Below are 21,234 nucleotides of genomic sequence, written 5' to 3'. Positions count from 1 at the left end.
TCAGCCGCCGAGCACGTCGGCCGCGGCCTTGCGGGCGGGGTTGATGCCGCCCCAGGCCGCGTCCGGGTGCACCCGGTTGGTCAGCAGCACCAGCACGGCGCGGCGGCGCGGGTCCAGGACGATCGAGGTGCCGGTGAACCCGGTGTGGCCGAACGCGCCGCGGCCGGCGAGGCGGCCCATGTACCAGGCCTGGTCGACGTCGACGCCGAGGCCGTGCGCGGCCGCCGGGCCGAAGCGGGCGTTGGCGTCGGTGCGCATGAGCTCCACTGTGGACGGCTTCAGCAGCGGGCCGCCGCCGTCGAGCAGCGTGCGGCCGAACACGGCCAGGTCGGCGGCGGTGGAGAAGATGCCGGCGTGGCCGGACACGCCGCCGAACGCGGCCGCGGCCGGGTCGTGGACGGTACCGCGCAGCGGGCCCTCGGTGGCGGCGATGCGCGGGCGGAGCGACTCGGGCGGGAGGTAGCCGGTGTCGGCCAGGCCGAGCGGCGCGGCGATCTGGGTGCGCACGAGGGTGTCGAGGCGCTCGCCGGTCAGTTCGGCGACGATGGCGCCGAGGGCGATGAAGTTCTGGTCGGCGTAGAGGAATCCGGTGCCGGGCGGCGCGACCGGCGGCTGGCGCAGGACGTGCTCGATCCGTTCGTCCGGGGTTTCGCCGGACAGCGGGGTGTCCTTGGACAGCCCGGACGTGTGGGTGAGCAGCATCCGCACCGTGATCCCGGGTTTGTCCACAAAGGACGGCAGGTACCGGGCGGCGGGCGCGTCGAGGTCCAGCCGCCCGCGCTCGAGCAGGCGCAGCGCCAGGACGGCGGTGAAGACCTTCGTCAGCGACGCCAGGTCGTAGAGCGTGTCGGGGCGGGCGGGGACGCGCTCGGCCGGGGGCAGCTCGCTCTTGCCGGCCGCGTACCGCACCGCGTCCCCGGCGGCGAAGTGCGCGGCGACGTGGCCGTCGACGGCGGCGAAGCACACCGCCCCGGGGTACCACGGATGCTCCGGATGCTCCGGCGTGGGCTGCAGGTAGCGGCCCACCGCGGCCCGCAGCCCGCGGTCGAAGCGGGTGACCGGCGGCGACGCCCACGGCGGGGGCAGCGACACCGGGATGCTCCACGCCGACGGCGCCGAGGGCGAGGCCGCCGCCGGCAGGGGCCGGGGCGGCGGGGAGCCGCAGCCCGACAGCGCGAGGCCGGCACCCAGGGCGAGCAGCCGGCGGCGGGTGAGCGTCACTTCGGCGAGCGGACGGCCTCGTAGACGGCCGCCATGTCGGCGTCGGCGAAGCCGCGGGCGACGACCTCCTCGTAGAGCGCCCGGGCGGCCTCGGCGACGGACCCGTCGACGCCCTCGCGGGCGGCGAGCTCGCCGACGAGCCGGGCGTCCTTGGCCGCGCCGGAGGCCGGGAACGCCGGCGGGTAGCCGCGCTCGCGCATGAGCGGTGCCTTGACCTGCGCGTAGGGCATGTCGAGGGCACCGCCGGAGATGAGGGACAGGAAGTCGACGCCGAGCGCGTCGGCGAGGGCGACGCTCTGGGCGAGGGCGGCGACGCTCGTCACCACCCAGCTGTTGACGACGAGCTTGGCGCGGCTGCCGCGGCCGGCCTCGCCGAGCCAGGTGACCTTGGCCGCGATCGGGGCGGCGAGCTCCTCGACGCGGGCCCGGGCGTTCTCGGGGCCGGAGGCGAGGACGTTGAGCTTGCCCTGCTCGGCCGGGGCGCGGGTGCCGAGGACGGGCGCGTCGACGTAGACCAGGCCGAGCTCGCCGGCGAGGGCCGCGAGCGCGTCGGCGCCGTCGGCCCCGACGGTGCTCAGCTGCAGCCACAGCGTGCCGGGCGCGAGGCCGGGTGCGGCGGCGCGCATGACCTCGGCGACCGAGTCGGCGTCGAACAGCATCGTGACCACCGGGTCGGCGCCGCGGACCGCGTCGGCCGGGCTGCCGGCCACGACGGCACCGTCGGCGGCGAGCGGCTCGGCGGTGGCGCGGGTGCGGTTCCACACGCGCAGGTCGTGGCCCGCCCGCAGCCAGTTGCGGGCGATCGCCGCGCCCATGATGCCGGTGCCCAGCACTGCCAGAGTCATGCGGCGATCGTCGCACGCGCGGGCGCCGCCGAGCGCACCGGGCGGCGGCCACCGAAGCTGCCCAATGCGGCCTCCAGCAGCGGCAACGCGTGCAGGACCTGGCGGGTGCGGATGAGCGCGTCCCAGACGCGTTCGAACTTCTTCCAGCCGGCGGAGTACGCCAGGTGCCGCAGCCGGTCGCCGGGCCGCTCGTGTACGCCCGCGCCCCGCCAGATCGCGCCCCAGCGGTAGAAGTCCCGGTAGGCGCGCCAGTAGCCGTCCTCCAGCTGGCGGGGCGTCATGCCCCGCGGCTCGTAGACGACGTGCCGGGTGTCGTACCGGTCCCAGTCGCGGTGCGCGATGCGGCCCTCGGCCTCGATGCGGCGGAACAGCGCGGTGCCCGGGTACGGCGTCATGATGTGGAACGTGGCCGTCTCGATCCCCTGCGTCACGGCCCACTCGACGGTCCGGTCGAACACGTCGGGCCCGTCGTCGTCCATGCCGAACACGAAGCTGGCGTTCACCATGGCGCCCGCGTCGTGCACGCGCCTGACCACGGCGGCGTAGTCGCGCCCGACGTTCTGGCGCTTGCGCTGCGCGGCGAGGTTCTGCGCGTTGACCGACTCGAAGCCGACGAACACGCTGCGCAGCCCCGCCCCGACGGCCGCCTCGAGCAGGTCCGGGGCCAGGATGGCGTCCACTGTGGACGCCGCCTGGAACACCCGGCCCATCCCGCGCATGCCCTCGAACAGCTCGGCGGCGAAGCGGCGGTTGCCCAGCAGGTGGTCGTCGAGGAAGTACAGGTGCCTGCCGGGCAGCCGCTCCATCTCGGCCAGCGCGTCGTCGACGGCCTGCGTGTAGAACGACCTGCCGCCCTCGAAGAACGCGTCCTTGTAGCAGAAGTCGCAGTGGTGCGGGCAGCCGCGCGTGACGACGATCGAGTTGGGCACGAGGTACCGGTGCCGCTGGATGAGGTCCCGGCGGATCGGGGGCAGCTTCGCCAGGGTGCGTTCCTTCGAGGTGTACCGCGCCAGCGGCGCCCGCCGCCGCAGGTCCTCGAGGAACCGGGGCCACGTGTCCTCCCCCGGCCCGAGGAAGATCGCGTCGGCGTGGCCGGCCGCCTCGTCCGGCAGCGACGTCACGTGCAGCCCGCCGAGGGCGACGAAGACCCCGCGGGCCCGGTAGAAGTCGGCGAGCTCGTACGAGCGGCGGGCCGAGGTGATGTACACCTGGATGACCACGAGATCGGGCAGCTCGGCGGCGGCCGGATCGAACCGCTCGACGTGCTCGTCGACGATGCGCACGTCGTCGCCGTCGGGCAGGTACGCCGCGAGGGTGGCCAGGCCCAGCGGCGGGAAGAGGGAGTACTTGATCGGCCGGAACAGCGGACTCGTCGCCTCGGTGAGCGCCGGCAGAATCATCAGGACCCGCATGCCCCGACCGTAGGTCGCGCGGCCGGGGCATCGGGTGGTCGATCTGTGGAGATTCGGTGCCGACTCAGGTCACGTGCCCGCACGAGCACGCGTTCTCGATGCCGCGCAGCGTCTTGCGCATGTCCACGGTCTTGAGCCCGGCCCCGATCGCCACGACGGTGGTGCCGTCGATCAGCGACGGGACCATGCCGAGCTCGTTGTCCGAGTAGTCGTTGGCCGACTTGGTGTCCGTGAACGTGAGGAAGACGGCCTGCGCGACGCGGTGCGGGATGGCCTCGCCGTCGACGAGGTGGCAGTCGTACTCGCCGAAGTCCGTCACGTTGGCGCGGTACTTCGCGTCGATGTTGCCCTTGTCGGTGACCCACTCGCCCTTGGGGCAGTCGGGGTCCTTGGCGAACACCGGCCCGACCTGCTGCTTCACCAGGTCCAGGGTGAGCTTGCCGCCGGCCGCGGCGGTCGTGGCCGGGGCGGTCGTGGCGGCGGCGGTCGCCGGCGCGGCCGCGGTCGTGGCCGGCGCCTGGGAGACGGGCGCGGCAACCGTGGGGGCGGGGTCCTTGGAGCCGCACGCGGCCAGCGCCACGGCGGTCACGAACAGCACGGGGATGATTCGGGTTCGCATGCCGCCAAGGTAGAAATCGGCCGGGATCCCGGACATCAGTGCCAGCACGTATTCCCCTGTTCCGTCGGGTGCCCGACGATACGGTGATGCGGACGGCCCTGCGCGCCACCGCGGCGGTCACGGCGGCCGTCGTGGCGGTGCTGGGCGCCCGCGGCGGGTGGGGGCCGTGGGAGCTGGCCTGCTTCCTCGCCACCGGGCTGCTGCACACCGAGGTCGGGCAGCGCATGTGGCGGGCCCGGCCGGACTCGGTGATGGGCCCGCTGATGCTCGCCGCCGGGCTGCTGTGGCTCGCCGACGGCGTGGGCCGGGTCGCGCTGCCGTGGCTGTTCCGCGACGCCCTGATGCTGGGCGCCGTGTACCAGCCGCTGGTGCTGCACTGCGCGCTCGTCATCCCGGTCGGGCACCTGCGCGGCCGGCTGGACAAGGCCACGGCGGCCGCCGGCTACCTGTTCTGGCCGGTCACGGTGCTCGCCTGGTGGCTGGTGCCGGGGCACCCGCCCGGCATCGCCGGCCTGCTCGAGGTGCGCGCCGCCGCGTACCCGGTCGTCGGCGCGCTCCTGCTGCTGTTCCTGCTGCGGCGGTACCGCGTGGCCAGCGCCCTGTACCGCGCCGCCTACGCCCCGTTCTGGGTCGCCAACCTCGTCAACGTCGCCGCGACCGCGGTCGTCAGCGCCGACTGGTACGTGCCCGGCTCGGTGCCGCAGATCGCCTACTACGCCGGCAGCGCCGCGATCCCGGTCGGCGCGGCGCTGAGCCTCGCCCGCAGCCAGCCCCCGCCGCCGGCCATCCGCTCGCTCGTCGCGGCGCTGGACGGGTCCTCGTCCCTGCGCGACGCGCTGCGCACCGGGCTCGGCGACCCGACGCTGGAGGTGCTGCTCGCGGGCGAGGCCGCGCCGCCGGGCCGGGCGGTGACCCCGCTGCACCACGCCGGCCGGGAGGTCGGCGCCCTGGCACACGACCCGGCGCTCGCCGCCTCGCCGGAGGTGTTCCACGCGGTACTGCGGATGGCCGCCCTGGTCCTGGACCACCGCCACCAGCTCGACGAGGTACGCCGCTCCCGCCGCCGCATCGTCGAGGCCGCCGACGCCGAGCGCCGCCGCATCGAACGCAACATCCACGACGGCGTCCAGCAGCGCCTCATCGCCGCGTCCCTGCTGCTGCGCCGGGGCCGCCGCGCCCCCGACGACGGCGCGGCGCTGCTGGACCAGGGGCTGTCCGAGCTGGACACCGCCGTCGCCGAGCTGCGCGAGATCGCCCGCGGCATGAACCCGCCCGCGCTCGTCATGCACGGCCTGGCCGGCGCCCTGGAGTCGCTCGCCGAGCGCTCGCGGGTCGCGGTGCGCGTCGACGACCGGGTCGGCGACGCGGCCATCGGCGAGGAGATCGCCGCGACGGCCTACTACGTCGCCCTGGAGGCCGTCACCAACGCCGAGAAGCACGGCGGCTCGGAGGTCGTCGAGCTCACCCTGACGACGGACGGGGGCGAGCTCGTCGTCCGGGTCCGCGACAGCGGTGCCGGCGGGGCCGCCTTCGTCCCCGGCGGCGGCCTGGAGGGCCTGCGCGACCGCGTCGATGCGTGCGGCGGCCGGCTGTCGCTGCGCAGCCCGCCCGGCGGCGGCACCCGCCTGACCGCCCGCCTGCCGCTGACCCCTGAGGAGACCCAGTGACGAACCGCCTGGTGCTCGCGGACGACTCCGTCCTGCTGCGCGTCGGCCTCGAACGCCTGCTGGCCGCCGAGGGCTTCGACGTCGTCGGCTCGGTCGGCGACGGCGCCGAGCTGCTGCGCCGCGTCGCCGAGGAGCGCCCCGACGCCGTCATCGTCGACATCCGCATGCCGCCGACGTACACCGACGAGGGCCTCAAGGCCGCGCTGCGCCTGCGCAAGGAGGCGCCGGACCTGGCGATCCTGCTGCTGTCGCAGTACATCGAGACGCGCGACGTCGTCACGATCCTCGAGCAGGGCGAGGCCGGCGTCGGCTACCTGCTCAAGGACCGCATCACGGACATCGACCGCTTCCTGGCCGACGTCCGCCGCGTCCTGGCCGGCGGCACGGCCGTCGACCCGCTCGTCGTGGAGCGGGTGATGCGCCGCCCGCGCCGCACCGGCGAGGGCCTGGACGCCCTGTCCGACCGCGAACGCGAGATTCTCGCCCTGATGGCCGAGGGACTGTCCAATGTGGCCATCTCGGAGCGCCTGTTCCTGGCGGAGCGCACCGTGGAGGCCCATATCCGCAGCATCTTCGTGAAGCTGGGCCTCCCGGCGCTGCCCGACGTCAACCGCCGCGTCCTGGCGGTCCTGACGCTGCTGCGCGCCTGACGGTTCGCAACGTTTTTCCCGACAAGTCGGGCGCTGGCGCGCCACGACTTGTCGGATTTATACCCCGGCGAACCCTTTACAGGTCCAAATCGACCCAGACCGCGGCATGGTCGCTGGCGGCGTGCCTGGACGCCGTGAGCTCCGGATACACGCTCCACAGCTTCGGCGGGTTCTTGTTCTCCGGCCCGCCCCACAGCCCCTTGCGGAACACCCCGCCGCCGGTCACCTTCGCCGCCAGCTCCGGCGACATCAGGATGTAGTCGAGCCGGTTGGAGATCGAGCACGTCTGGAAGCTGCCGGGCCGCTCCTGGCCGGTGTCCTTCGGGTCGAACAGCTCCCCGAACGCGTCCAGGTCGTAGCAGCTCACCAGCGGCGTGCCCGGGCCGAGCAGCGCCTCCAGCGTCGGGTGCCGCTTCGGGTCGCGCCGGTCCGGGCCCTTGTTGAAGTCGCCGAGCACCGCGACGTACTCGGCGCCGCCCGCCCGTAGCTCGTCGTAGATCGCCCGGACGGCGGCGCTCTGCCGGGTGCGCAGCGGGTCCGGGTCGCCCGCCGCGAACGACTGGCTCTTGAGGTGGTTGAGCAGCAGATAGAGGTCCGCGCCGCCGGGCAGTTGCAGTTTGTACAGCGGGCAGTCCCGGCTGAACAGCCGTTGCCCGGCGACGTCCGGGTCCGGGTAGTCGACGTGGCTGCGCACCCAGTCGATGGTGATCTGCGAAGTGCACAGCAGCCCGACGTCGATGCCGCGCGGGTCGTTGCCGTCGACGAGCATGGCGTGGGCGTACCGCCCGCCGAGCAGGTCGTCGTTGAAGCGCACCAGCGCCGGGCGGTTCTCGGCCTCGACGAGGCAGATCGCGTCGGCGGCGACGTCGCCGATGACGCGGGCGGTCATCCGGGTGGCGAGCTCGTCGACCGGCTCGACGATGAGCTCGACCCACCCGGTCCAGTCGCCGCGGCCGGTGGCCACGATGTGCGGCTCCCGGTCGCTCGGCGCGGCGAGGAAGTCGCCGCGGTTCTCGCGCAGCAGGGCCCAGGCGGTGTCGAACTGCTTCGGGTTGAGCCGCCGGCCTTCCCGCGTCTCGATGAGCACGCCGAGGGTTTGCAGGGCGTCGAGCATCGCCGCCTTGTCCTCGTCGGTGTACACGTCGTGGGCCGCGATGCGATTGAACGTCTCGAACGCCGTCAGTGCGGGCTGCCCGGCCTCCCGCACAGTGCTGTCCATCGCCTTGGCCCGGGCGAAGAGGTTCTCCACGTTGAACGTTGCCAGCCGCATGTCACGCAACGTAGCAGCCCGGCACGCTGCGTCAGGTCGGCAAGGCGACACCCTCGGGGGCGCTCACCGGCGCGGCCCAGTCGATCGGGTGGTCGAACTGCCACGCGAACTTCTCCGGGCCGGCCAGCAGCCGCATCGCCACCGGCATGATCAGGTCGCGCAGCACCCGGGCGACCGGCCCGGCGGCCTTGTCGCTGTTGGTCCGCTCGGCCATCTTGATGATCCGCTCGACGCGGGTCCGGCGCAGCTGCTCGTACGCCGCGAACGCCGGCGCCACGGGCAGGTCGCGCAGGCACCGGGCCAGCTGCACGGCGCTCTCGATCGCCAGCGACGCGCCCTGCCCGGAGCTCGGCGAGGTCGGGTGGGCGGCGTCGCCGAGCAGCACGACCCGGCCGCGGTGCCAGGTCGGCACGCTCGGGATGTCCTCGAGGCCGCCGGTGATGACGAGCTCCTCGGGCCGGGTGCCGCGGATCATCTCCACGGCCGGGACCCGGTCGTCGCGGAACACGTCCTGCAGCCGGCGCAGCCACTCCCCGGCGCCGACGGCGCGGGCCTCGGCGGCGCTCATCGGGCTCGGGTGCGGCAGGTTGGCGAACCAGCCGGCGTCGGTGGCGGTGACCTGGTAGCCGAAGAACGCCCGCTTGCCGAAGACCATGTGCATCTTGTCGGCGGTCGGGGCCAGGCCCTCGGCGGCGGTGCGGGCGCCGAAGCCGAGCAGGCCGCAGTACCGCGGCGCGGGCGCGTCCGGGTCGATGCAGCGCCGCACCGTCGAGCGGATGCCGTCGGCGCCGATGAGCACGTCCCCGGTGGCGCTGGTGCCGTCGGCGAAGTGGGCGACGACCCGCCCGCCGTCGTCGGTCAGCGAGACGAGGCGCCGGCCGTGCTCGATGCGCATGCCGCGCCGGGCGGCCTCGTCGTAGAGGGCGCGGTACAGGTCGGAGCGCCACACCAGCAGCATCTCGGGCAGGCCGGGCGGGGTGGCGAACTCGGCGAGCCGCTTGCCCGTCCAGCTCTGCATCACCATGCCCCGCATCGGCTCCCCGACGGCGGCGACGGCGGCCTCGGCGCCGATCGCGGCGAGGGCGGTCCGGCCGTTGGGCGCGATGCTGAGCGCGCCGCCGACGCCCTCGGCCGAGCCCTCGTACGCCTCGTAGACCGTCGCCTCGATGCCCGCCCGCTGCAGCGCCATCGCGGCCACGGGCCCGCCGATGCCGCCGCCGATGACGATCGCGTTGCCGATCCTGCTCATGCCGACTCCCCGCTCGCTGGATTAGTTGATTCCAACTATCCACGAGCGACTAGTCAGTGTCAACTATTCAGGATTGAACGTCGTCCCGTGCGCGGCCGCCCACATCGGCCCCCACCCCTCGTCCGGGTCGGTGATCAGGCCCAGGAACTCCTCCACGAAGGCGCTCTCGGCGTCGAGGAGGCGGATGCGGTACAACTCCTCGATCAGAAACAGCGGGGGCACCCCATCGGCCTCGGACTTCTCGACGATCTGCGCCGCCTCGGCGCGCTGTTTCGCGAGGCCCGTGAGCCGCTCGCGCAGCAGCGGCACGACCTCGTTCGGCGTCAGCGCGGCGACCAGCGACAGCGCCGAGACGAACGCCGGATACTCGTGCTGCGGCTGCCCGACCAGCTCGCGCAGCCAGTCGTGCAGCTCCTCGCGGCCGGCGTCGGTGATGCCGTAGACGGTGCGCTCGGGCCGCGCGCCCTCGCGGCTGACCTCCTGCTCGGCCACGAAGCCGGCCTTGGCCAGCTGCTGGACCACCATGTACAGCGAGCCGTGGGTGAACTTGATGCTGCGCTCGTCGCCGTACGTGCGCAGGTTCTTGGACAGCTCGTAGGGGTGCATCGGCTGGCGGCTCAGGTACGACAGCACCGCGAGCGCCAGCAGGTTGCCGACCTGGCGGCGCTTCACGCGGCCGGCCCCGGCGGCAGCCCGAGCGCGGCGCGGGCCTCGTCGTCGAGGGCGAGGTGGCCGGCGGCGACGTTCTCCTCGAGGTGCTCCAGCGACGCGGTGCCCGGGATGAGCAGCGTGTTGGGCGCGACGGCGAGCACCCAGGCGAGGGCCACCTGCGCCGGGGTGGCGTCCAGCCGCTCGGCGACCGCCCTGACCTGCGGGTGGCCGAGGATGCGGTCGCGGCCGAACGCGGCGCCCAGCGGGAAGAAGGGCACGAAGGCGATGCCGCGCTCGTGGCACATGTCGAGCACCGGCCGGGACTGCTGGTCCACGAGGTTGAACGGGTTCTGCACGCACACGATCTCGGTGCGCTGCAGGGCGTGCGTGAGCTGCTCCGTGTCGACGTTGCTCAGCCCGATGCCGTCGATCAGGCCCTCGTCGCGCATCGCGATCATGGCGTCGAGCTGCGCATCCAGTACTTCGGGAGCCGACTTCGAGTGCAGGCGCAGGTTGACGGCGTGCAGTCGTTCGACCTTGAGCGAGCGCAGGTTGTCCAGCACGCCGGCGCGCAGTTCCTCGGGCTCGAGGGCCGGCAGCCAGGCGCCCTTGTCGTCCCGCTTCGCGCCGACCTTGCTGACGAGCGCGAGCTGGCTCGGGTACGGGTACAGGGCGCTGCGCAGGATCTCGTTGGCGACCTCGGGCCCGTAGTACTGCGCGGTGTCGATGTGGTCGACGCCCAGGTCGACCGCGCGGCGGACCACCGCGAGGGCCTCGGCGCGGTCGCGGGGCGGGCCGAAGGCGCCGCGCCCGGGCAGCTGCATGGCGCCGAACCCGACGCGATGGACGTTGCGCTTGCCGAGCGGGAACGTTTTCACGCCCCTAGTTTCCTACATCACCAGCCTCAACCGGCGCTCGGCGACGCCGACGCTCACCCGCTGCCCCCCAGGACAGTTCGAGCCGGTCCGCCTCGAGCCCGTCGGCGAACACGACGAGCCGGTCGCCCTCGCAGGTGAGCTCGAGCCGCTCCCCCGCCTCGAGCCGCCCGCTGGTCAGCGACACGCCCGTGGCCGGGGACGGCCAGGCTTCGCGCACGAACCAGCACAGCGCCGCCTCGCGCGGCCCCGGCAGCCCGGGCGCGTCGGCACGCTCCCGGGCGATGGACGAGCACCACCCGGTGGCGCCGGTCCCGGTGCCGGCCACGACGCCGGAGGACGAGTGCCGCTCGCGGGCCCCGCCGGGGGTGGACAGCGTGTAGCGCGCCGACTGGTGGGTGACGTGTCCGAAGTACACCTCGTTGAGCCCCAGCAGCTCCTGCCCGTCGTCGAGGCGGGCCGACACCATCGTGCGCTCCTCGGTGGCGTGGTGCCGGTTGGCCAGGAGCTTCGGCAGGGCGGCCGGGGCGTGCCGGACGAGCACGCCCGGGTTGCGCCCCGGCTCGGGGTCGACGCCGATGACGGGCTGCCCGTCGAGGTACTTGGCGACGTTGGCCACCAGGCCGTCCTGCCCGACGGCGATGACGATGTCCTCCGGCCCGAACAGGAACCGGGGCAGGTCCTCGCGGTCGATGTGCCCGCGCCGCCAGTCGGCCGGGATGGCCGCCCCGGCCGCGGTGAGCGCCCCCTGCAGCGCGGCGTGGCGGGCGGCGACCTCGTTGAGATCGCGCCCGCGCTGCCGCAGGTAGTAGTCGGCCGCCGCGCGGGTGCCGTGCCGGGCGAGCAGCTCATCGAGCTCGCTGCGGCGCGACACCAGCACGACCCGCGGCGCCAGGGTGCTCATTGGGCCAGTCGGTTCAGCAGCCCGGTGACCACGTCCGGCGTGACCGTGAGCTGCCCGATCTCCGGCAGGTGCCCGGCCAGCTCGCGCAGCGCCAGGGCCTGCAGGACCGCGGGCGGCAGGTCACGGTACGCGGCCAGGCGCGCCGCCTCCGCCTCGCCCTCGGCCAGCCCGACCGCCCGCACGCCGGCGGCCCGCGCCTCGGTGCGCAGCCGGTCCGCCTCCGCCTCGGCGACCGCCGCCACCCGCGCCCGCTCGGCCTCGCCCTGCGCGGCGACCAGCGCGCTGGCCGCGTCGAGCTCGACCTGCCGCTGCGCGTTGGCGCCCTGCTGCTCGACCAGCTGCTGCTCACGCCGGGCCAGCTCGATCTTGTTCTGCAGCTCGTTCTCGGCGATCGCCCGTTCCTGTTCGACCGCCCGCGCCCGGCGGGCGTAGGTCGCGCGGTCGGCCTCCTGCTGTACCGCCTCCCGGGTCGGCGTCTGCAGGGCTCGCTCGAGGTCCGGCTCCGGCCGGATCGCCACGACGCGCGCGCTGACGACGCTCACCCCCGTATCGGTCAGGCGCGGGTCGGCCTGCAGCGCCGCCGAGACCGCCTCGCGCACCGGCGCGATGCCGGCGGTGAGCGCCTCGGTCAGCGGCAGCCGGGCCAGCAGGTCGAGCGCCGGCTGCTGCGCCAGCTCGGCCAGCAGCGTCGCGACCTGGTCGAGCGGCTGCCCCCGCCACTGCCCGCCCTTGGGGTCGACGGAGAAGTCGAGCCGCTCGGCGGCCACCGCCGGCGTGCTGATCCGGTACGTCACGGTTGCCTGCACGGTCACGTCGGCGAAGTCGCTCGTCCGCGCGTGGAACAGCAGCGGAAGCTCCCGGTCGTCGACGGGCACCTCGGACAGGACCGCGGTCAAGGGCCGGTACCAGAACGAGAGCCCGACGCCTTCGTGCCGCACCTTGCCGTTGACGTGGTGCCGAATCCAACTCGTCGGCGCACCGCGCAGGTGCCGCCAGAACAGCCGCCGCGTCACATCCGCCATGGCGCCCTCCCCATCCGTTATCGTCACCTAGACGATATAGTCGTGGCTCCTTTCTCGTCAATGTGGTGATAAGTACATGACATTCATGGTGACCGTCGACCTGGTGATCCTGACGATCCGCCGCGCCGCCCTGTGCGCGCTGCTCATCAGGCGCGCCATCCCGCCGTTCGAGGGCGCGTTCGCCTTGCCCGGCGGCTTCGTCCTGCCCGACGAGGACCTGGCCGAGGCCGCCGCCCGCGAGCTGTCGGAGGAGACCGGGTTGACGGGCGTGGGCCACCTGGAGCAGCTCGGCACGTACGGCCACCCCGCCCGCGACCCGCGCGGCCGGGTGGTGACGGTCGCGTACCTGGCCCTGCTCCCGGACGCACCCACGCCGACCGCCGGCACCGACGCCGCCGACGCCGTGTGGCTGCCGGTGTCGGACCTCCCCTCGCTGGCCTTCGACCACGCCGCCATCCTGTCCGACGGCGTGGAACGCGCCCGCGCGAAGCTGGAGTACTCCCCACTCGCGACGGCCTTCTGCCCACCGGAGTTCACGATCGCCGACCTGCGCGGCGTGTACGAGGCGGTGTGGTCGGCCCCGCTGGACCCCCGCAACTTCCACCGCAAGGCCACGTCGACGCCCGGCTTCGTCACCCCGACGGGCCACTCGACGGCCGGCGAGCGGGGCCGCCCCGCCCAGCTCTTCAAGCGCGGCCCGGCGACGTTCCTGCACCCTCCACTGCTGCGCGCAACCCCGTGACCACCACACCCGCGGCGTACGGCGCCCACGGGCCGGCCGGCTACACGTTGCGCCGTTGGACCGCCACCCGCGGCGCTGCCGGCCGCGCACAGCACCGTTGCAACGCCCTCAGAGCACGGCACCCGTGGCCCTGCCGGCCGCACGCAGCGCCGTCGGACACCCTCGGAACACGGCGCCCGCGGGCCTGCCGGCCGCGCGCAGCACCGTTGCACCGCCCTCAGCGCACGGCGCCCGCGGGCCTGCCGGCTGCACGTAGCGCCGTCGGACACCCTCGGAACACGGCGCCCGCGGGCCTGCCGGCCGCGCGCAGCACCGTTGCACCGCCCTCAGCGCACGGCGCCCCCGGGCCTGCCGGCCGCACGTAGCGCCGTCGGACCGCTCACCCCCGCACCCCGCTCACGCCAGCACCCCGCACCTGGCTCACCCCCCGCACCCGGCTTACGTCCGCGTCCAGCTCCGAGGCGGACTCGCGGCGAGGTCCGGCCACTCGGCTAGGCGTCGGCTCGCGCTCGCTGGCGCGGCAGCAGGAACCCCACCGCAATCAGCCAGGCAAGGGCGGTGAACCGGGCGACCGGCAGCAGGTACGCCGCGGGCTCCGCCAGCAACGTCAACGTGGAGAGCTCCGCGATCCCGGCAATCACCAGCCCGGCCCAGGCGAGCCACGACGGCAGCAGCCGGGCCAGCAACCCCGGCACGGCAATACCCGCCAGCAGCAGCCCCAGCGGCACCACGTGCGCGACCCCACCTGCGGCGAAGTTGAGCAGCTGCAGCGCCCGGATCAGGGCCGGCTCGTCGAGGACCTCGGGCCGGGACAGCACCCAGCCGATCAGCCCCGACAGCGCCAGGAACGCCGACGCGAGCAGCCCGCCGGCCAGGGCGATCGTCGCGCCCGGCGCGCGGATGCCGAGCTGGTGCAGGCGCGCACTGACGGTCGCCGAGTAGATGGCCAGCGGGATGGCGGCGCCGAACTGGAACGCGCCGCTGATCTGCACGGCCCGCTGGTGATCCCGGAAGTAGGCGATGATGTCCGCCGCGTCCCCGAACGGCGACGGGTAGGGCTTGCCGCCGGCCACGATCGTGGCGAGCACGAGCCCGACGAGGAAGAGCGCGGCGAAGACGATCCCCAGCACCCCGAGGTGCGGACCACCCTGCGCCTGGCGACGGCGCGGGGCAACGGCTTGCGTGGTCATACGATCAGTCCTCCCCGGACGATCAGGCGCGCGCCCCGGCGGGCCGCGCCAACTACTGGTGCCTTCACGGCCGCGCCGAAACCCAGGCAGGCCGCGCCAACGACAGCGGCGTTCACAGCCGCGCCGAAACCCCGGCCGGCCGCGCCAACGACAGGTGCCTTCACGGCCGCCTTGAAACCCCGGCCGGCCGCGCCAACGGCAGGAGCTTTCACGGCCGCGCCGGCGGCGGGTGCGTTCGCGGCTGCGCCAGCGGCGGGTGCGTTCGCGGCTGCGCCAGCGGCGGGTGCGTTCGCGGCTGCGCCAGCGGCGGGTGCGTTCGCGGCTGCGCCAGCGGCGGGTGCGTTCGCGGCTGCGCCGAAACGCTGGCGGGCCGATGCGGCGAGGCTGCGGCGAGGCGACGCGGCGATCCGTTGCGCGGTCACACGATCACCCGACCGCCGGTCAGGTCGAGCGTGGCGCCGGTGATCCAGGAGGACGAGCCGGAGGCCAGGTACAGCACGGCCTCCGCGACATCCTCAGGCCGGCCGATGCGCCCGAGCGGAAACCGGGCAGCCAGGTCGGCGAGCTGCTCGTCGGTCATGTGCTGGCGCATGCGGCTGTTGAGCACCGCCGACGGGGCCAGGCAGTTGACCCGGATGCCGTGCGGCGCGACCTCGTTCGCCAGGTGCTTGCTGAACATGACGACACCCGCCTTCGCCGCGGCGTAGGCGGCGCTGGCCAGGCCCGGCATGCGGCCCGCCGTCGAGGACATCGTGACGATCACGCCGGCGCGGCGCTCGATCATCCCGGGCAGCACCTCACTCACCGCCAGGAACACCGAGGTCAGGTCGGCCTCGATGGTGGCGCGCCACTGCGCGGCGCCGAGCTCGTGGGTGGGCGTCGGGCGCCCCTGCCCGCCGACGAACGGCGCGAGCACGTCGATCGGGCCGAGCGCCCGCTCCACCTCTTCACGGATGCGGTGCACGGTGTCGGCGTCGGTGGCGTCGCCCGGCGTGGCCAGCGCGGTGCCGCCGGCCGCGGTGATCTCGGCGACCAGGGCGTCGACGGCGGACGCGTCCCGCCCGTTGACGGCCACGCGTGCCCCGTTTTCGGCGAGCGCCCGGCACGTCGCGGCGCCGATCCCACGGGATCCGCCGGTGACGAGAGCGACTTTGCCGCCCAGGTCGGGATGGCTGGTGTACCCCATCGAAGCATCCCTTCTCCGACTGAATGATTCATCGTATGAATGGTTCGTCGTGGTGTACGATAGCTCCATGACGCACGGCGGGCAACCCGGGCCACGGGGAGCGGCTTTCCTACTCGCCCAGGTGGGCGCACACGCATCCGAGCGGTTCGCGAATCGGGTGCAGCAGATCGGCCTCTCCCCGGCCGAGGTCGGATTGCTGCGAATGATCTCCAGGCAGCCCGGGCGCAGCCAGCAGGCGGTCGCCGTCGAGCTGGGCGTGGTGCCGAGCCGCGTCGTCGTGCTCATCGACAGCCTCGGCCACAAGGGACTCGTCGAGCGGCGGCCCGGCACCACCGACCGCCGGCATCACGAGCTATATCTGACCGTCGACGGGGAACGGACCATGATTGACATGCGATCGATCGCCACCGCACACGACGACGACCTGCTCGCCGCGCTCGATCCTGAGGAACGCGTCCAGCTCAAGGAATTACTGCAACGCGTCGCCGATCAGCAGGGCCTCACGCCGGGCGTCCATCCGGGCTACCGCCAGGCCGGCGGCCGCCGAAAACCATCGGCCTCGGCGGGCGCTACCGGTCATCCCGGCGAGGCCGATGCGGCACGATCCGAGTCCACCCAGACGGGCACCGACTGATCGACGCACCGCAGCCCGCAGCCTCGGCGGGCGCTACCGGTCATCCCGGCGAGGCCGATGCGGCACGATCCGAATCCACCCAGACGGGCACCGACTGATCGACGCACCGCGGCCCGCGCGCACCCGTCGAGCAGCCGCGGCTGAGCCTGCCCGGCGCGGCGGCACTGGCCGGCGCCGACCAGTATGGCCACGCCGGTAAGAGTCGCGTAAATGAAGACCGGGATCGACGTACGGGGGCCACTCCAAGCCTCCGGGCGAGTGACGGCGCCGGGTCGGTCCGACTACGGTCTACGGGCATGAGCTCACCGCAGGAGGCCACCGTCGGTCAGCCCGACGCCATCGCGCCCCCGACGCCGCCCGGTCCGACACCGGCCGGGTTCGGCAGCCGGGTCGTGGCCCTCGTCGGTGCGCTCGCGGCACTGCTCGCGCTCGCGCTGCCGTGGGCTCGTCAGGAAAACACCGTGACCGTGGCCACCGACGTCGGCGGGACCGCGACGCTGCTTCAGCACGGCGGCGAGGAGTGGAGCGGGTGGGCGCTGCACGGCGCCAGTCACCTCGACGGCCACCGCCCGATCCCCGTCGTCATGGCGATGGCCATCATCACCGCGACGGTGTTCCTCGTCGGCACCGCATGGGCGGCCTTCGAACGGCCGCGCTCGGTCTGGATCGCGCCGACGATGGCGGCGGCCGCGATCGCGACGCTGATCGTGAGCATCCCGGGCCTCGACGGCGTCGCCGGTCGGTTCGGTGCCGGGCACACCACGACGGTCGAGTTCGGCGTACTGGTCTGGCGGACCTCCCTCGCCGTCGTCGCCACCGGCGCCACCCGACTCGCGCTGCTGCAGGAAGCCAGCCGCCGCCGCTTGAAGTAGTTCCGCCCGACCGCTCGGACGCGAGGCAGCGCCCCACGACCCGTGCGGATACGAACCAGCGTCACACGAACGGTCAGACGCGAGACAGCGCCCCGCTCGACACAAAGCAACGCCGCACGACCCGCACCGCACACGCAGCACAGCCCCGACCCGCCCCGCACGCATGGCAGCGCTCGCGAACCGTTCGGACGCGAAGCAGCGCCGCACGACCCGCACCGCACACGCAGCACAGCCCCGCCCCGCACGCATGGCAGCGCCCGCGAACCGTTCGGACGCGAAGCAGCGGCGCATTAACCGTTCGGACGCGAAGGAGCGCCGAGGGATCCGTGCGGACCGCAGGGCAAAGTGACGCGAACCGGGGCCGAATCAGGCCTCCGACTGCTCCTCGGCTGCGCGGCGATGGTTCTGCCGCATCCGCTTGTACTGCTCCCGTGCCTCAGGGCTCCACCCCTGTATCGCGCCCTCGACGGTGGCCGGGCCGAAGATCCGAAACAGGAAGTTCCCTACGCGATCCTTCTTCGGCCGCGCCGAGCGCTTGAACGCGAACATATGCCACCCCTTCGTGCGCCAATCATTGGTGTACCAATTATTTGTGTACCTGTAGTGTGACATCCGACGAACATGTTCGGAAGGGGCCGAGCCACGTGATCGACGACGCAGAACCCGTCACCAAGATCCCCGACCCGCTGGCCCTGGAGCACCAGGTCTGCTTCGCGCTCGCGGTCGCGTCACGCAACGTGATTGCGCTCTACCGTCCACTACTGGAGCCGATGGGGCTCACACACCCGCAGTACCTCGTCATGCTCGCGCTGTGGCAGCACGCCCCGCTGTCGGTGAAGGACCTCAGCAGACTGTTACAGCTGGACCCCGGCACGCTGTCCCCGCTGCTCAAGCGCCTGGAATCCGGCGGCCTCATCCACCGCCGCCGCGCCCCGCACGACGAGCGCGTGCTCGAAGTCACGCTGACCGAATCGGGCCGCGCGCTGCGAGCCGACGCCGAGCGCATCCCGCCCGCCGTGGTCGAACGCCTGGGCATGCCCGTCGAGGAACTGCTGCAGCTGCACGCCGCGCTCACGAGGGTCATCGAGATCACGACAAGCTAGCCCAAAAGCCATAAGCCGCGGCTGTACGCCAAAGCCGTAACCCAGGCATGACAAGCTGAGCTACGCGGCGTTGTCGGTACCCCGCGACTCGTACAGCTCGGCCTCGAAGCGCCGGCGCAACGCGGGAATCCGGTCCGTCGCCCGCAGGAAGGCGCGCTGGCCGGCCAGGGCTACGCGGCCGATCACCGGCCGGTGCACCAGCTGGTCCCCGCCGGCCTGGCGCTTGGACGCCTCCACGGCGGCGAACCCGTACTCGATCATCTCCCGCTCATAGTCACGCACCGCATCGACCAGCGGCCTGCCGCTCGTGAGCTCACGCAACAGGTTGTGCGCGTCCCGCAACGCAGTGTTGGCGCCGACGCCCTGGCCCGGCGTCATGGCGTGGATGGCGTCGCCCAGTAGCGTGACGTTGTCGCTCGGCCACGGATCGACACGAACCGAGGTCCGGATGTTGATCGGGAAGCATGTGCCCGGATCGGTCAGCGCAAACAGCCGGTGCAGCCGCGGGTCCCACCGGGGCGTCATCCGTGTCACGAGGTCGACGAGGTCGGCGCCGCTGCGCTGCATGATGTCGGCCGGCCACTTGTCCGTCGCGGCCGAGAGTCCCCAGTTCAGGTAGTCGCGCGTGTTGTCGAACAGCAGGCCGGGCCAGTTGCCGATCAGCTCGGCGTCGTTGCCCCCGATCCCGTCCTTCGGGCGGCCCGTCTCGCCCCACGGGAACTCCATCCAGTGCAGGATGCAGGCCATGCCGCGCGGCGCCAGGATCAGCCCGATGCCCGGAAAGAGCCCGGCCGGCATGAGGGAAGTGCTTTCCGGCGTCATCGGTACCTTCGCGGCGACCGCGACGATCCCGGCATCCTCGAGCCGAGCGTGCGGCAGCCGCTGCCGACGAACCGGCGAGTTGACGCCGTCGGCTCCGACCAGCAGGTCCGCGGTGTCGCTCGTGCCGTCGGCGAAGTGGGCGGTGACGCGGCCGTCGGACTCGTGCTGGTACCGGATGAAGGTCTTGCCGAACCGCAGCACGTCCTCCATGCCGGTGAACAGGACCTGACGCAGCGTCATCCGGCTCACCGACTTCTCGTCGTTGACGTCGTCGGTCGGCTCACGCAGCGTGATCGTCAACGTCCGGTTGAGGCGCTCGTCCAGGAACGCGAACCGCTCGGGCGCCTTGGCGCAGGTGGCGACGAACGTGCGGTACAACTCGGGCGGCAGGCAGGCCTTCAGCGCTCGCGATCCGTGCGGATCGATGCCGACCCGGTATCCGTGCAGCCCATCGGTGCGGTTGCGGTCGCGCTCGTACACCACCACGTCCACCCCGGCCCGCCGCAGCCCGTGCGCGAGACACATGCCGCCGGTACCCGCCCCGATGATGATGACCTTCACCAGTAGTTACCTCGCAGTTCTAGTCGCTAGATTTTCTAGTTACTAAGAGTACGAGTGATCCGGTAGCATCGCAAGTGTGGATTCCGGGGAGCGGCGGCTGATCGGCGAGTTCGGCCGGGCGATGCAGGCGTACCAGCGCGCGGTTGACGTGCTCGACCAGCGCGCGGCCGATCGTTTGGGCCTGAACCGAACCGACCTGCGCTGCCTGGACCTGCTGTTCGAGTCGGCCGCGACGCCCCTGTCACCGGGCGAGCTGGCCGCCGCCGCGGGCATGACCACGGGCGGCGTGACGACGGCGATCGACCGTCTGGAGCGAGCCGGCTACGTAACGCGAGAGCGCGACTCGAACGACCGCCGCCGGGTCACCGTCCGCCCGACCCCGATGGCCGAGCAGGCCGCCGCCGAGATCTACGGCCCGGTCGTACGCGAGGGGGCCGCCCTGCTGCAGCGCTACGACGACACGGTACTGGCGGGGATGATCGAGCTCCTCGAGCTCGCCACCCGCCAGCACCTCGACCACGCACAGCAACTGGCCGACTCCTAGCCGCACCAGATTCACTACAGGGGGCGTCAGCGAGGACGCGTGCGCTGGACGCCACGAACGCGTTCGTCACGAACCAGTTCCAGACCGGCCGACGAACACGTTCGCCACGAACCGGTTCGAGTCGGCCGGCGAACACGTTCGTCACGAACCGGTTCCAGGCCGGCCGGGCGAACGCGGTTCGTCACGAACCGGTTCCAGGCCGGCCCGCGAACGCGTTCGTCACGAACCGGTTCCAGGCCCGCCGACGAACGCGTTCGCCACGAACCGGTTCGCGAGCGGGCGGCGCCTACGGCCGCACGGTGGCGCGCGTCATCCAGGTCAGGTTCGACGGCCGCAACGCGTCGGTACGCGCGCCGAGGATCTCGTGCTGGCTCGCGTGCTCGGCGGTCAGGCCGTGCGCGTCGAGCAGGGCCGCCAGGTCCGCGGGCGAGAAGAACGACAGCCAGGGCTCGCCGTTCGCGGCGGTCATCGCGCCGACCGCCGCGACATAACCCTGCGCCGCCGCGTCCCGGTCGGGCTCGGGCAGCATGTGGTCGAGCACCAGGAGACTGCCGGGAGCCAGGCGTGCCACCTCGCTCACCGTGCGCTCAACCGCCTCCCGCGTCAGGTACATGGTCACGCCGAGCCAGCTGACGACCGCGGGGCGTTGCGGGTCGAAGCCGTGGGCCGCCAGGCGGGACAGGAGGTCGTCGCGTTCGAAGTCGACGGCGACGTACTCGGGCGCGTTCGAGGTCGCGCCCGCCTTACTCACGGCGGCACGCTTGTAGTCCTGGGTGGCGGCCCGGTCCACCTCGAAGACGCGCACGCCGGCCGTGGCCCGGTACGCGTAGCTGTCCAGGCCGGCACCCAGCAGTACATATTGGGAAAAACCGGATCGGTGCAGCGTGTCCTCGGTGTATCGGCTGCGGCACAGCACCTGGGCCCGGGCACCGGACAGCACCGGGTGATCGCCGTGTTGCCGATGGTAGTCGATCAGCTCGTCCGCCGCGTCGCCGAGCAGCGGGGCGGCCAGGCGGTCCTCGAACACGTACGGTGCGCTGTCGACAATGAGGTGGGCCGCGCGTGCGGCGGCGGCCATCAACGCCGAGCGGCTGATTGCGGTGTCGGTCACGCGGCAACGCTAGGCCGACTATTCGGACATCATAGCACAAAGATCAATATTTATCCAGTACCGCATGGGCCTGCCCGATCGGCC

Annotated in this window: 22 protein-coding genes; 7 read left to right on the top strand and 15 right to left on the bottom strand. The window is 73.0% G+C overall.

All coding sequences use genetic code 11. The annotated features are described in order from the left end of the window. The 4 genes from ACQEVU_RS14090 to ACQEVU_RS14075 all read right to left on the bottom strand — a co-directional run bounded on the left by ACQEVU_RS14090 (nucleotide 1) and on the right by ACQEVU_RS14075 (nucleotide 4,097). Nucleotides 1-1,221 (bottom strand): serine hydrolase domain-containing protein, encoded by a 1,221-nt coding sequence (locus tag ACQEVU_RS14090; protein ID WP_433323447.1) that lies wholly within the window; start codon nucleotides 1,219-1,221, stop codon nucleotides 1-3. Then, nucleotides 1,218-2,066, bottom strand: coding sequence for an NAD(P)-dependent oxidoreductase (locus ACQEVU_RS14085; protein WP_433323445.1), 849 nt, complete (start codon nucleotides 2,064-2,066; stop codon nucleotides 1,218-1,220). Before ACQEVU_RS14085 ends, ACQEVU_RS14090 begins: the two co-directional genes overlap by 4 nt. Next, entirely contained in the window at nucleotides 2,063-3,478 is a 1,416-nt protein-coding gene (locus tag ACQEVU_RS14080; protein ID WP_433323443.1) for a B12-binding domain-containing radical SAM protein, read from the bottom strand. Before ACQEVU_RS14080 ends, ACQEVU_RS14085 begins: the two co-directional genes overlap by 4 nt. 64 nt (nucleotides 3,479-3,542) lie before the next feature. Then, nucleotides 3,543-4,097: a hypothetical protein gene (locus ACQEVU_RS14075; RefSeq protein ID WP_433323441.1), complete on the bottom strand. Its 555-nt coding sequence runs from the start codon at nucleotides 4,095-4,097 to the stop codon at nucleotides 3,543-3,545. 86 nt (nucleotides 4,098-4,183) lie between these two features. Here ACQEVU_RS14075 and ACQEVU_RS14070 point away from each other — a divergent pair, with 86 nt between their 5' ends. Both ACQEVU_RS14070 and ACQEVU_RS14065 read left to right on the top strand, forming a co-directional pair. Further along, on the top strand, nucleotides 4,184-5,764 hold the full coding sequence (locus ACQEVU_RS14070) for a sensor histidine kinase (RefSeq protein ID WP_433323439.1): 1,581 nt from the start codon (nucleotides 4,184-4,186) through the stop codon (nucleotides 5,762-5,764). Next, a complete protein-coding gene (locus ACQEVU_RS14065; protein WP_433323437.1) occupies nucleotides 5,761-6,414 on the top strand; it encodes a response regulator transcription factor in 654 nt (217 codons plus the stop codon). The genes ACQEVU_RS14070 and ACQEVU_RS14065 overlap by 4 nt, the downstream gene beginning before the upstream one ends. Nucleotides 6,415-6,490: 76 nt before the next feature. Here ACQEVU_RS14065 and ACQEVU_RS14060 read toward each other — a convergent pair whose 3' ends face one another. The 6 genes from ACQEVU_RS14060 to ACQEVU_RS14035 form a co-directional block, all read right to left on the bottom strand. Beyond that, a complete protein-coding gene (locus ACQEVU_RS14060) occupies nucleotides 6,491-7,684 on the bottom strand; it encodes an endonuclease/exonuclease/phosphatase family protein (RefSeq protein ID WP_433323435.1) in 1,194 nt (397 codons plus the stop codon). Nucleotides 7,685-7,715: 31 nt separating this feature from the next. Then, on the bottom strand, nucleotides 7,716-8,933 hold the full coding sequence (locus ACQEVU_RS14055) for an FAD-dependent oxidoreductase (RefSeq protein ID WP_433323433.1): 1,218 nt from the start codon (nucleotides 8,931-8,933) through the stop codon (nucleotides 7,716-7,718). A 63-nt stretch (nucleotides 8,934-8,996) separates the two neighbouring features. Then, nucleotides 8,997-9,605, bottom strand: a complete 609-nt coding sequence (locus tag ACQEVU_RS14050) for a PadR family transcriptional regulator (RefSeq protein WP_433323431.1) — start codon at nucleotides 9,603-9,605, stop codon at nucleotides 8,997-8,999. Then, nucleotides 9,602-10,462 carry an oxidoreductase gene (locus ACQEVU_RS14045; protein ID WP_433323429.1) on the bottom strand — a complete coding sequence of 287 codons (861 nt, stop codon included), beginning with the start codon at nucleotides 10,460-10,462 and terminating at the stop codon, nucleotides 9,602-9,604. Before ACQEVU_RS14045 ends, ACQEVU_RS14050 begins: the two co-directional genes overlap by 4 nt. A 4-nt stretch (nucleotides 10,463-10,466) precedes the next feature. After that, complete coding sequence (locus ACQEVU_RS14040) at nucleotides 10,467-11,363, bottom strand: hypothetical protein (RefSeq protein ID WP_433323427.1); 897 nt, start codon at nucleotides 11,361-11,363, stop codon at nucleotides 10,467-10,469. Next, nucleotides 11,360-12,385 carry an SPFH domain-containing protein gene (locus ACQEVU_RS14035; RefSeq protein WP_433323425.1) on the bottom strand — a complete coding sequence of 342 codons (1,026 nt, stop codon included), beginning with the start codon at nucleotides 12,383-12,385 and terminating at the stop codon, nucleotides 11,360-11,362. Before ACQEVU_RS14035 ends, ACQEVU_RS14040 begins: the two co-directional genes overlap by 4 nt. Nucleotides 12,386-12,461: 76 nt before the next feature. Between ACQEVU_RS14035 and ACQEVU_RS14030 the strand changes: the two genes are divergently transcribed. Further along, nucleotides 12,462-13,127 (top strand): NUDIX hydrolase, encoded by a 666-nt coding sequence (locus tag ACQEVU_RS14030; protein ID WP_433323423.1) that lies wholly within the window; start codon nucleotides 12,462-12,464, stop codon nucleotides 13,125-13,127. Nucleotides 13,128-13,618: 491 nt separating this feature from the next. Here ACQEVU_RS14030 and ACQEVU_RS14025 read toward each other — a convergent pair whose 3' ends face one another. Continuing rightward, nucleotides 13,619-14,317, bottom strand: a complete 699-nt coding sequence (locus tag ACQEVU_RS14025; RefSeq protein ID WP_433323421.1) for a hypothetical protein — start codon at nucleotides 14,315-14,317, stop codon at nucleotides 13,619-13,621. A gap of 418 nt (nucleotides 14,318-14,735) precedes the next feature. After that, nucleotides 14,736-15,503 (bottom strand): SDR family NAD(P)-dependent oxidoreductase, encoded by a 768-nt coding sequence (locus ACQEVU_RS14020; RefSeq protein ID WP_433323419.1) that lies wholly within the window; start codon nucleotides 15,501-15,503, stop codon nucleotides 14,736-14,738. A gap of 67 nt (nucleotides 15,504-15,570) precedes the next feature. Between ACQEVU_RS14020 and ACQEVU_RS14015 the strand changes: the two genes are divergently transcribed. Both ACQEVU_RS14015 and ACQEVU_RS14010 read left to right on the top strand, forming a co-directional pair. Next, a complete protein-coding gene (locus ACQEVU_RS14015; RefSeq protein WP_433323417.1) occupies nucleotides 15,571-16,137 on the top strand; it encodes a MarR family winged helix-turn-helix transcriptional regulator in 567 nt (188 codons plus the stop codon). 296 nt (nucleotides 16,138-16,433) lie between these two features. After that, nucleotides 16,434-17,009 (top strand): hypothetical protein, encoded by a 576-nt coding sequence (locus ACQEVU_RS14010; protein WP_433323415.1) that lies wholly within the window; start codon nucleotides 16,434-16,436, stop codon nucleotides 17,007-17,009. A gap of 366 nt (nucleotides 17,010-17,375) precedes the next feature. Here the strand turns inward: ACQEVU_RS14010 and ACQEVU_RS14005 are convergent, their stop codons facing one another. Further along, nucleotides 17,376-17,558 carry a hypothetical protein gene (locus ACQEVU_RS14005; RefSeq protein WP_433323413.1) on the bottom strand — a complete coding sequence of 61 codons (183 nt, stop codon included), beginning with the start codon at nucleotides 17,556-17,558 and terminating at the stop codon, nucleotides 17,376-17,378. A 125-nt stretch (nucleotides 17,559-17,683) separates the two neighbouring features. Between ACQEVU_RS14005 and ACQEVU_RS14000 the strand changes: the two genes are divergently transcribed. Then, nucleotides 17,684-18,112, top strand: a complete 429-nt coding sequence (locus ACQEVU_RS14000; RefSeq protein ID WP_433334922.1) for a MarR family winged helix-turn-helix transcriptional regulator — start codon at nucleotides 17,684-17,686, stop codon at nucleotides 18,110-18,112. A 60-nt stretch (nucleotides 18,113-18,172) separates the two neighbouring features. On the opposite strand, the gene ACQEVU_RS13995 is transcribed toward ACQEVU_RS14000, so the two are convergent. Continuing rightward, complete coding sequence (locus ACQEVU_RS13995) at nucleotides 18,173-19,495, bottom strand: FAD-dependent oxidoreductase (RefSeq protein ID WP_433323411.1); 1,323 nt, start codon at nucleotides 19,493-19,495, stop codon at nucleotides 18,173-18,175. 76 nt (nucleotides 19,496-19,571) lie between these two features. Between ACQEVU_RS13995 and ACQEVU_RS13990 the strand changes: the two genes are divergently transcribed. Further along, a complete protein-coding gene (locus tag ACQEVU_RS13990) occupies nucleotides 19,572-20,039 on the top strand; it encodes a MarR family winged helix-turn-helix transcriptional regulator (protein WP_433323409.1) in 468 nt (155 codons plus the stop codon). Nucleotides 20,040-20,325: 286 nt separating this feature from the next. Here the strand turns inward: ACQEVU_RS13990 and ACQEVU_RS13985 are convergent, their stop codons facing one another. After that, entirely contained in the window at nucleotides 20,326-21,150 is an 825-nt protein-coding gene (locus ACQEVU_RS13985; protein ID WP_433323407.1) for a class I SAM-dependent methyltransferase, read from the bottom strand. Between the last annotated feature and the right edge of the window lie 84 nt (nucleotides 21,151-21,234).

Source organism: Dactylosporangium sp. CA-139066, assembly GCF_050936175.1.
Taxonomy (GTDB): Bacteria; Actinomycetota; Actinomycetes; order Mycobacteriales; family Micromonosporaceae; genus Dactylosporangium.
The sequence above is the reverse complement of the archived record's forward strand: the minus strand, read 5'-3'. Positions and strand labels throughout refer to the sequence as shown.

Excerpts from the sequence above, each read along its gene's own strand:
- ACQEVU_RS14085 (WP_433323445.1), bottom strand. The coding sequence starts at position 2,066 with ATGACTCTGGCAGTGCTGGGCACCGGCATCATGGGCGCGGCGATCGCC.
- ACQEVU_RS14080 (WP_433323443.1), bottom strand. The coding sequence starts at position 3,478 with ATGCGGGTCCTGATGATTCTGCCGGCGCTCACCGAGGCGACGAGTCCG.
- ACQEVU_RS14075 (WP_433323441.1), bottom strand. The coding sequence starts at position 4,097 with ATGCGAACCCGAATCATCCCCGTGCTGTTCGTGACCGCCGTGGCGCTG.
- ACQEVU_RS14070 (WP_433323439.1), top strand. The coding sequence starts at position 4,184 with ATGCGGACGGCCCTGCGCGCCACCGCGGCGGTCACGGCGGCCGTCGTG.
- ACQEVU_RS14060 (WP_433323435.1), bottom strand. The coding sequence starts at position 7,684 with ATGCGGCTGGCAACGTTCAACGTGGAGAACCTCTTCGCCCGGGCCAAG.
- ACQEVU_RS14055 (WP_433323433.1), bottom strand. The coding sequence starts at position 8,933 with ATGAGCAGGATCGGCAACGCGATCGTCATCGGCGGCGGCATCGGCGGG.
- ACQEVU_RS14040 (WP_433323427.1), bottom strand. The coding sequence starts at position 11,363 with ATGAGCACCCTGGCGCCGCGGGTCGTGCTGGTGTCGCGCCGCAGCGAG.
- ACQEVU_RS14035 (WP_433323425.1), bottom strand. The coding sequence starts at position 12,385 with ATGGCGGATGTGACGCGGCGGCTGTTCTGGCGGCACCTGCGCGGTGCG.
- ACQEVU_RS14030 (WP_433323423.1), top strand. The coding sequence starts at position 12,462 with ATGACATTCATGGTGACCGTCGACCTGGTGATCCTGACGATCCGCCGC.
- ACQEVU_RS14025 (WP_433323421.1), bottom strand. The coding sequence starts at position 14,317 with ATGACCACGCAAGCCGTTGCCCCGCGCCGTCGCCAGGCGCAGGGTGGT.
- ACQEVU_RS14020 (WP_433323419.1), bottom strand. The coding sequence starts at position 15,503 with ATGGGGTACACCAGCCATCCCGACCTGGGCGGCAAAGTCGCTCTCGTC.
- ACQEVU_RS14015 (WP_433323417.1), top strand. The coding sequence starts at position 15,571 with ATGACGCACGGCGGGCAACCCGGGCCACGGGGAGCGGCTTTCCTACTC.
- ACQEVU_RS14010 (WP_433323415.1), top strand. The coding sequence starts at position 16,434 with ATGAGCTCACCGCAGGAGGCCACCGTCGGTCAGCCCGACGCCATCGCG.
- ACQEVU_RS14005 (WP_433323413.1), bottom strand. The coding sequence starts at position 17,558 with ATGTTCGCGTTCAAGCGCTCGGCGCGGCCGAAGAAGGATCGCGTAGGG.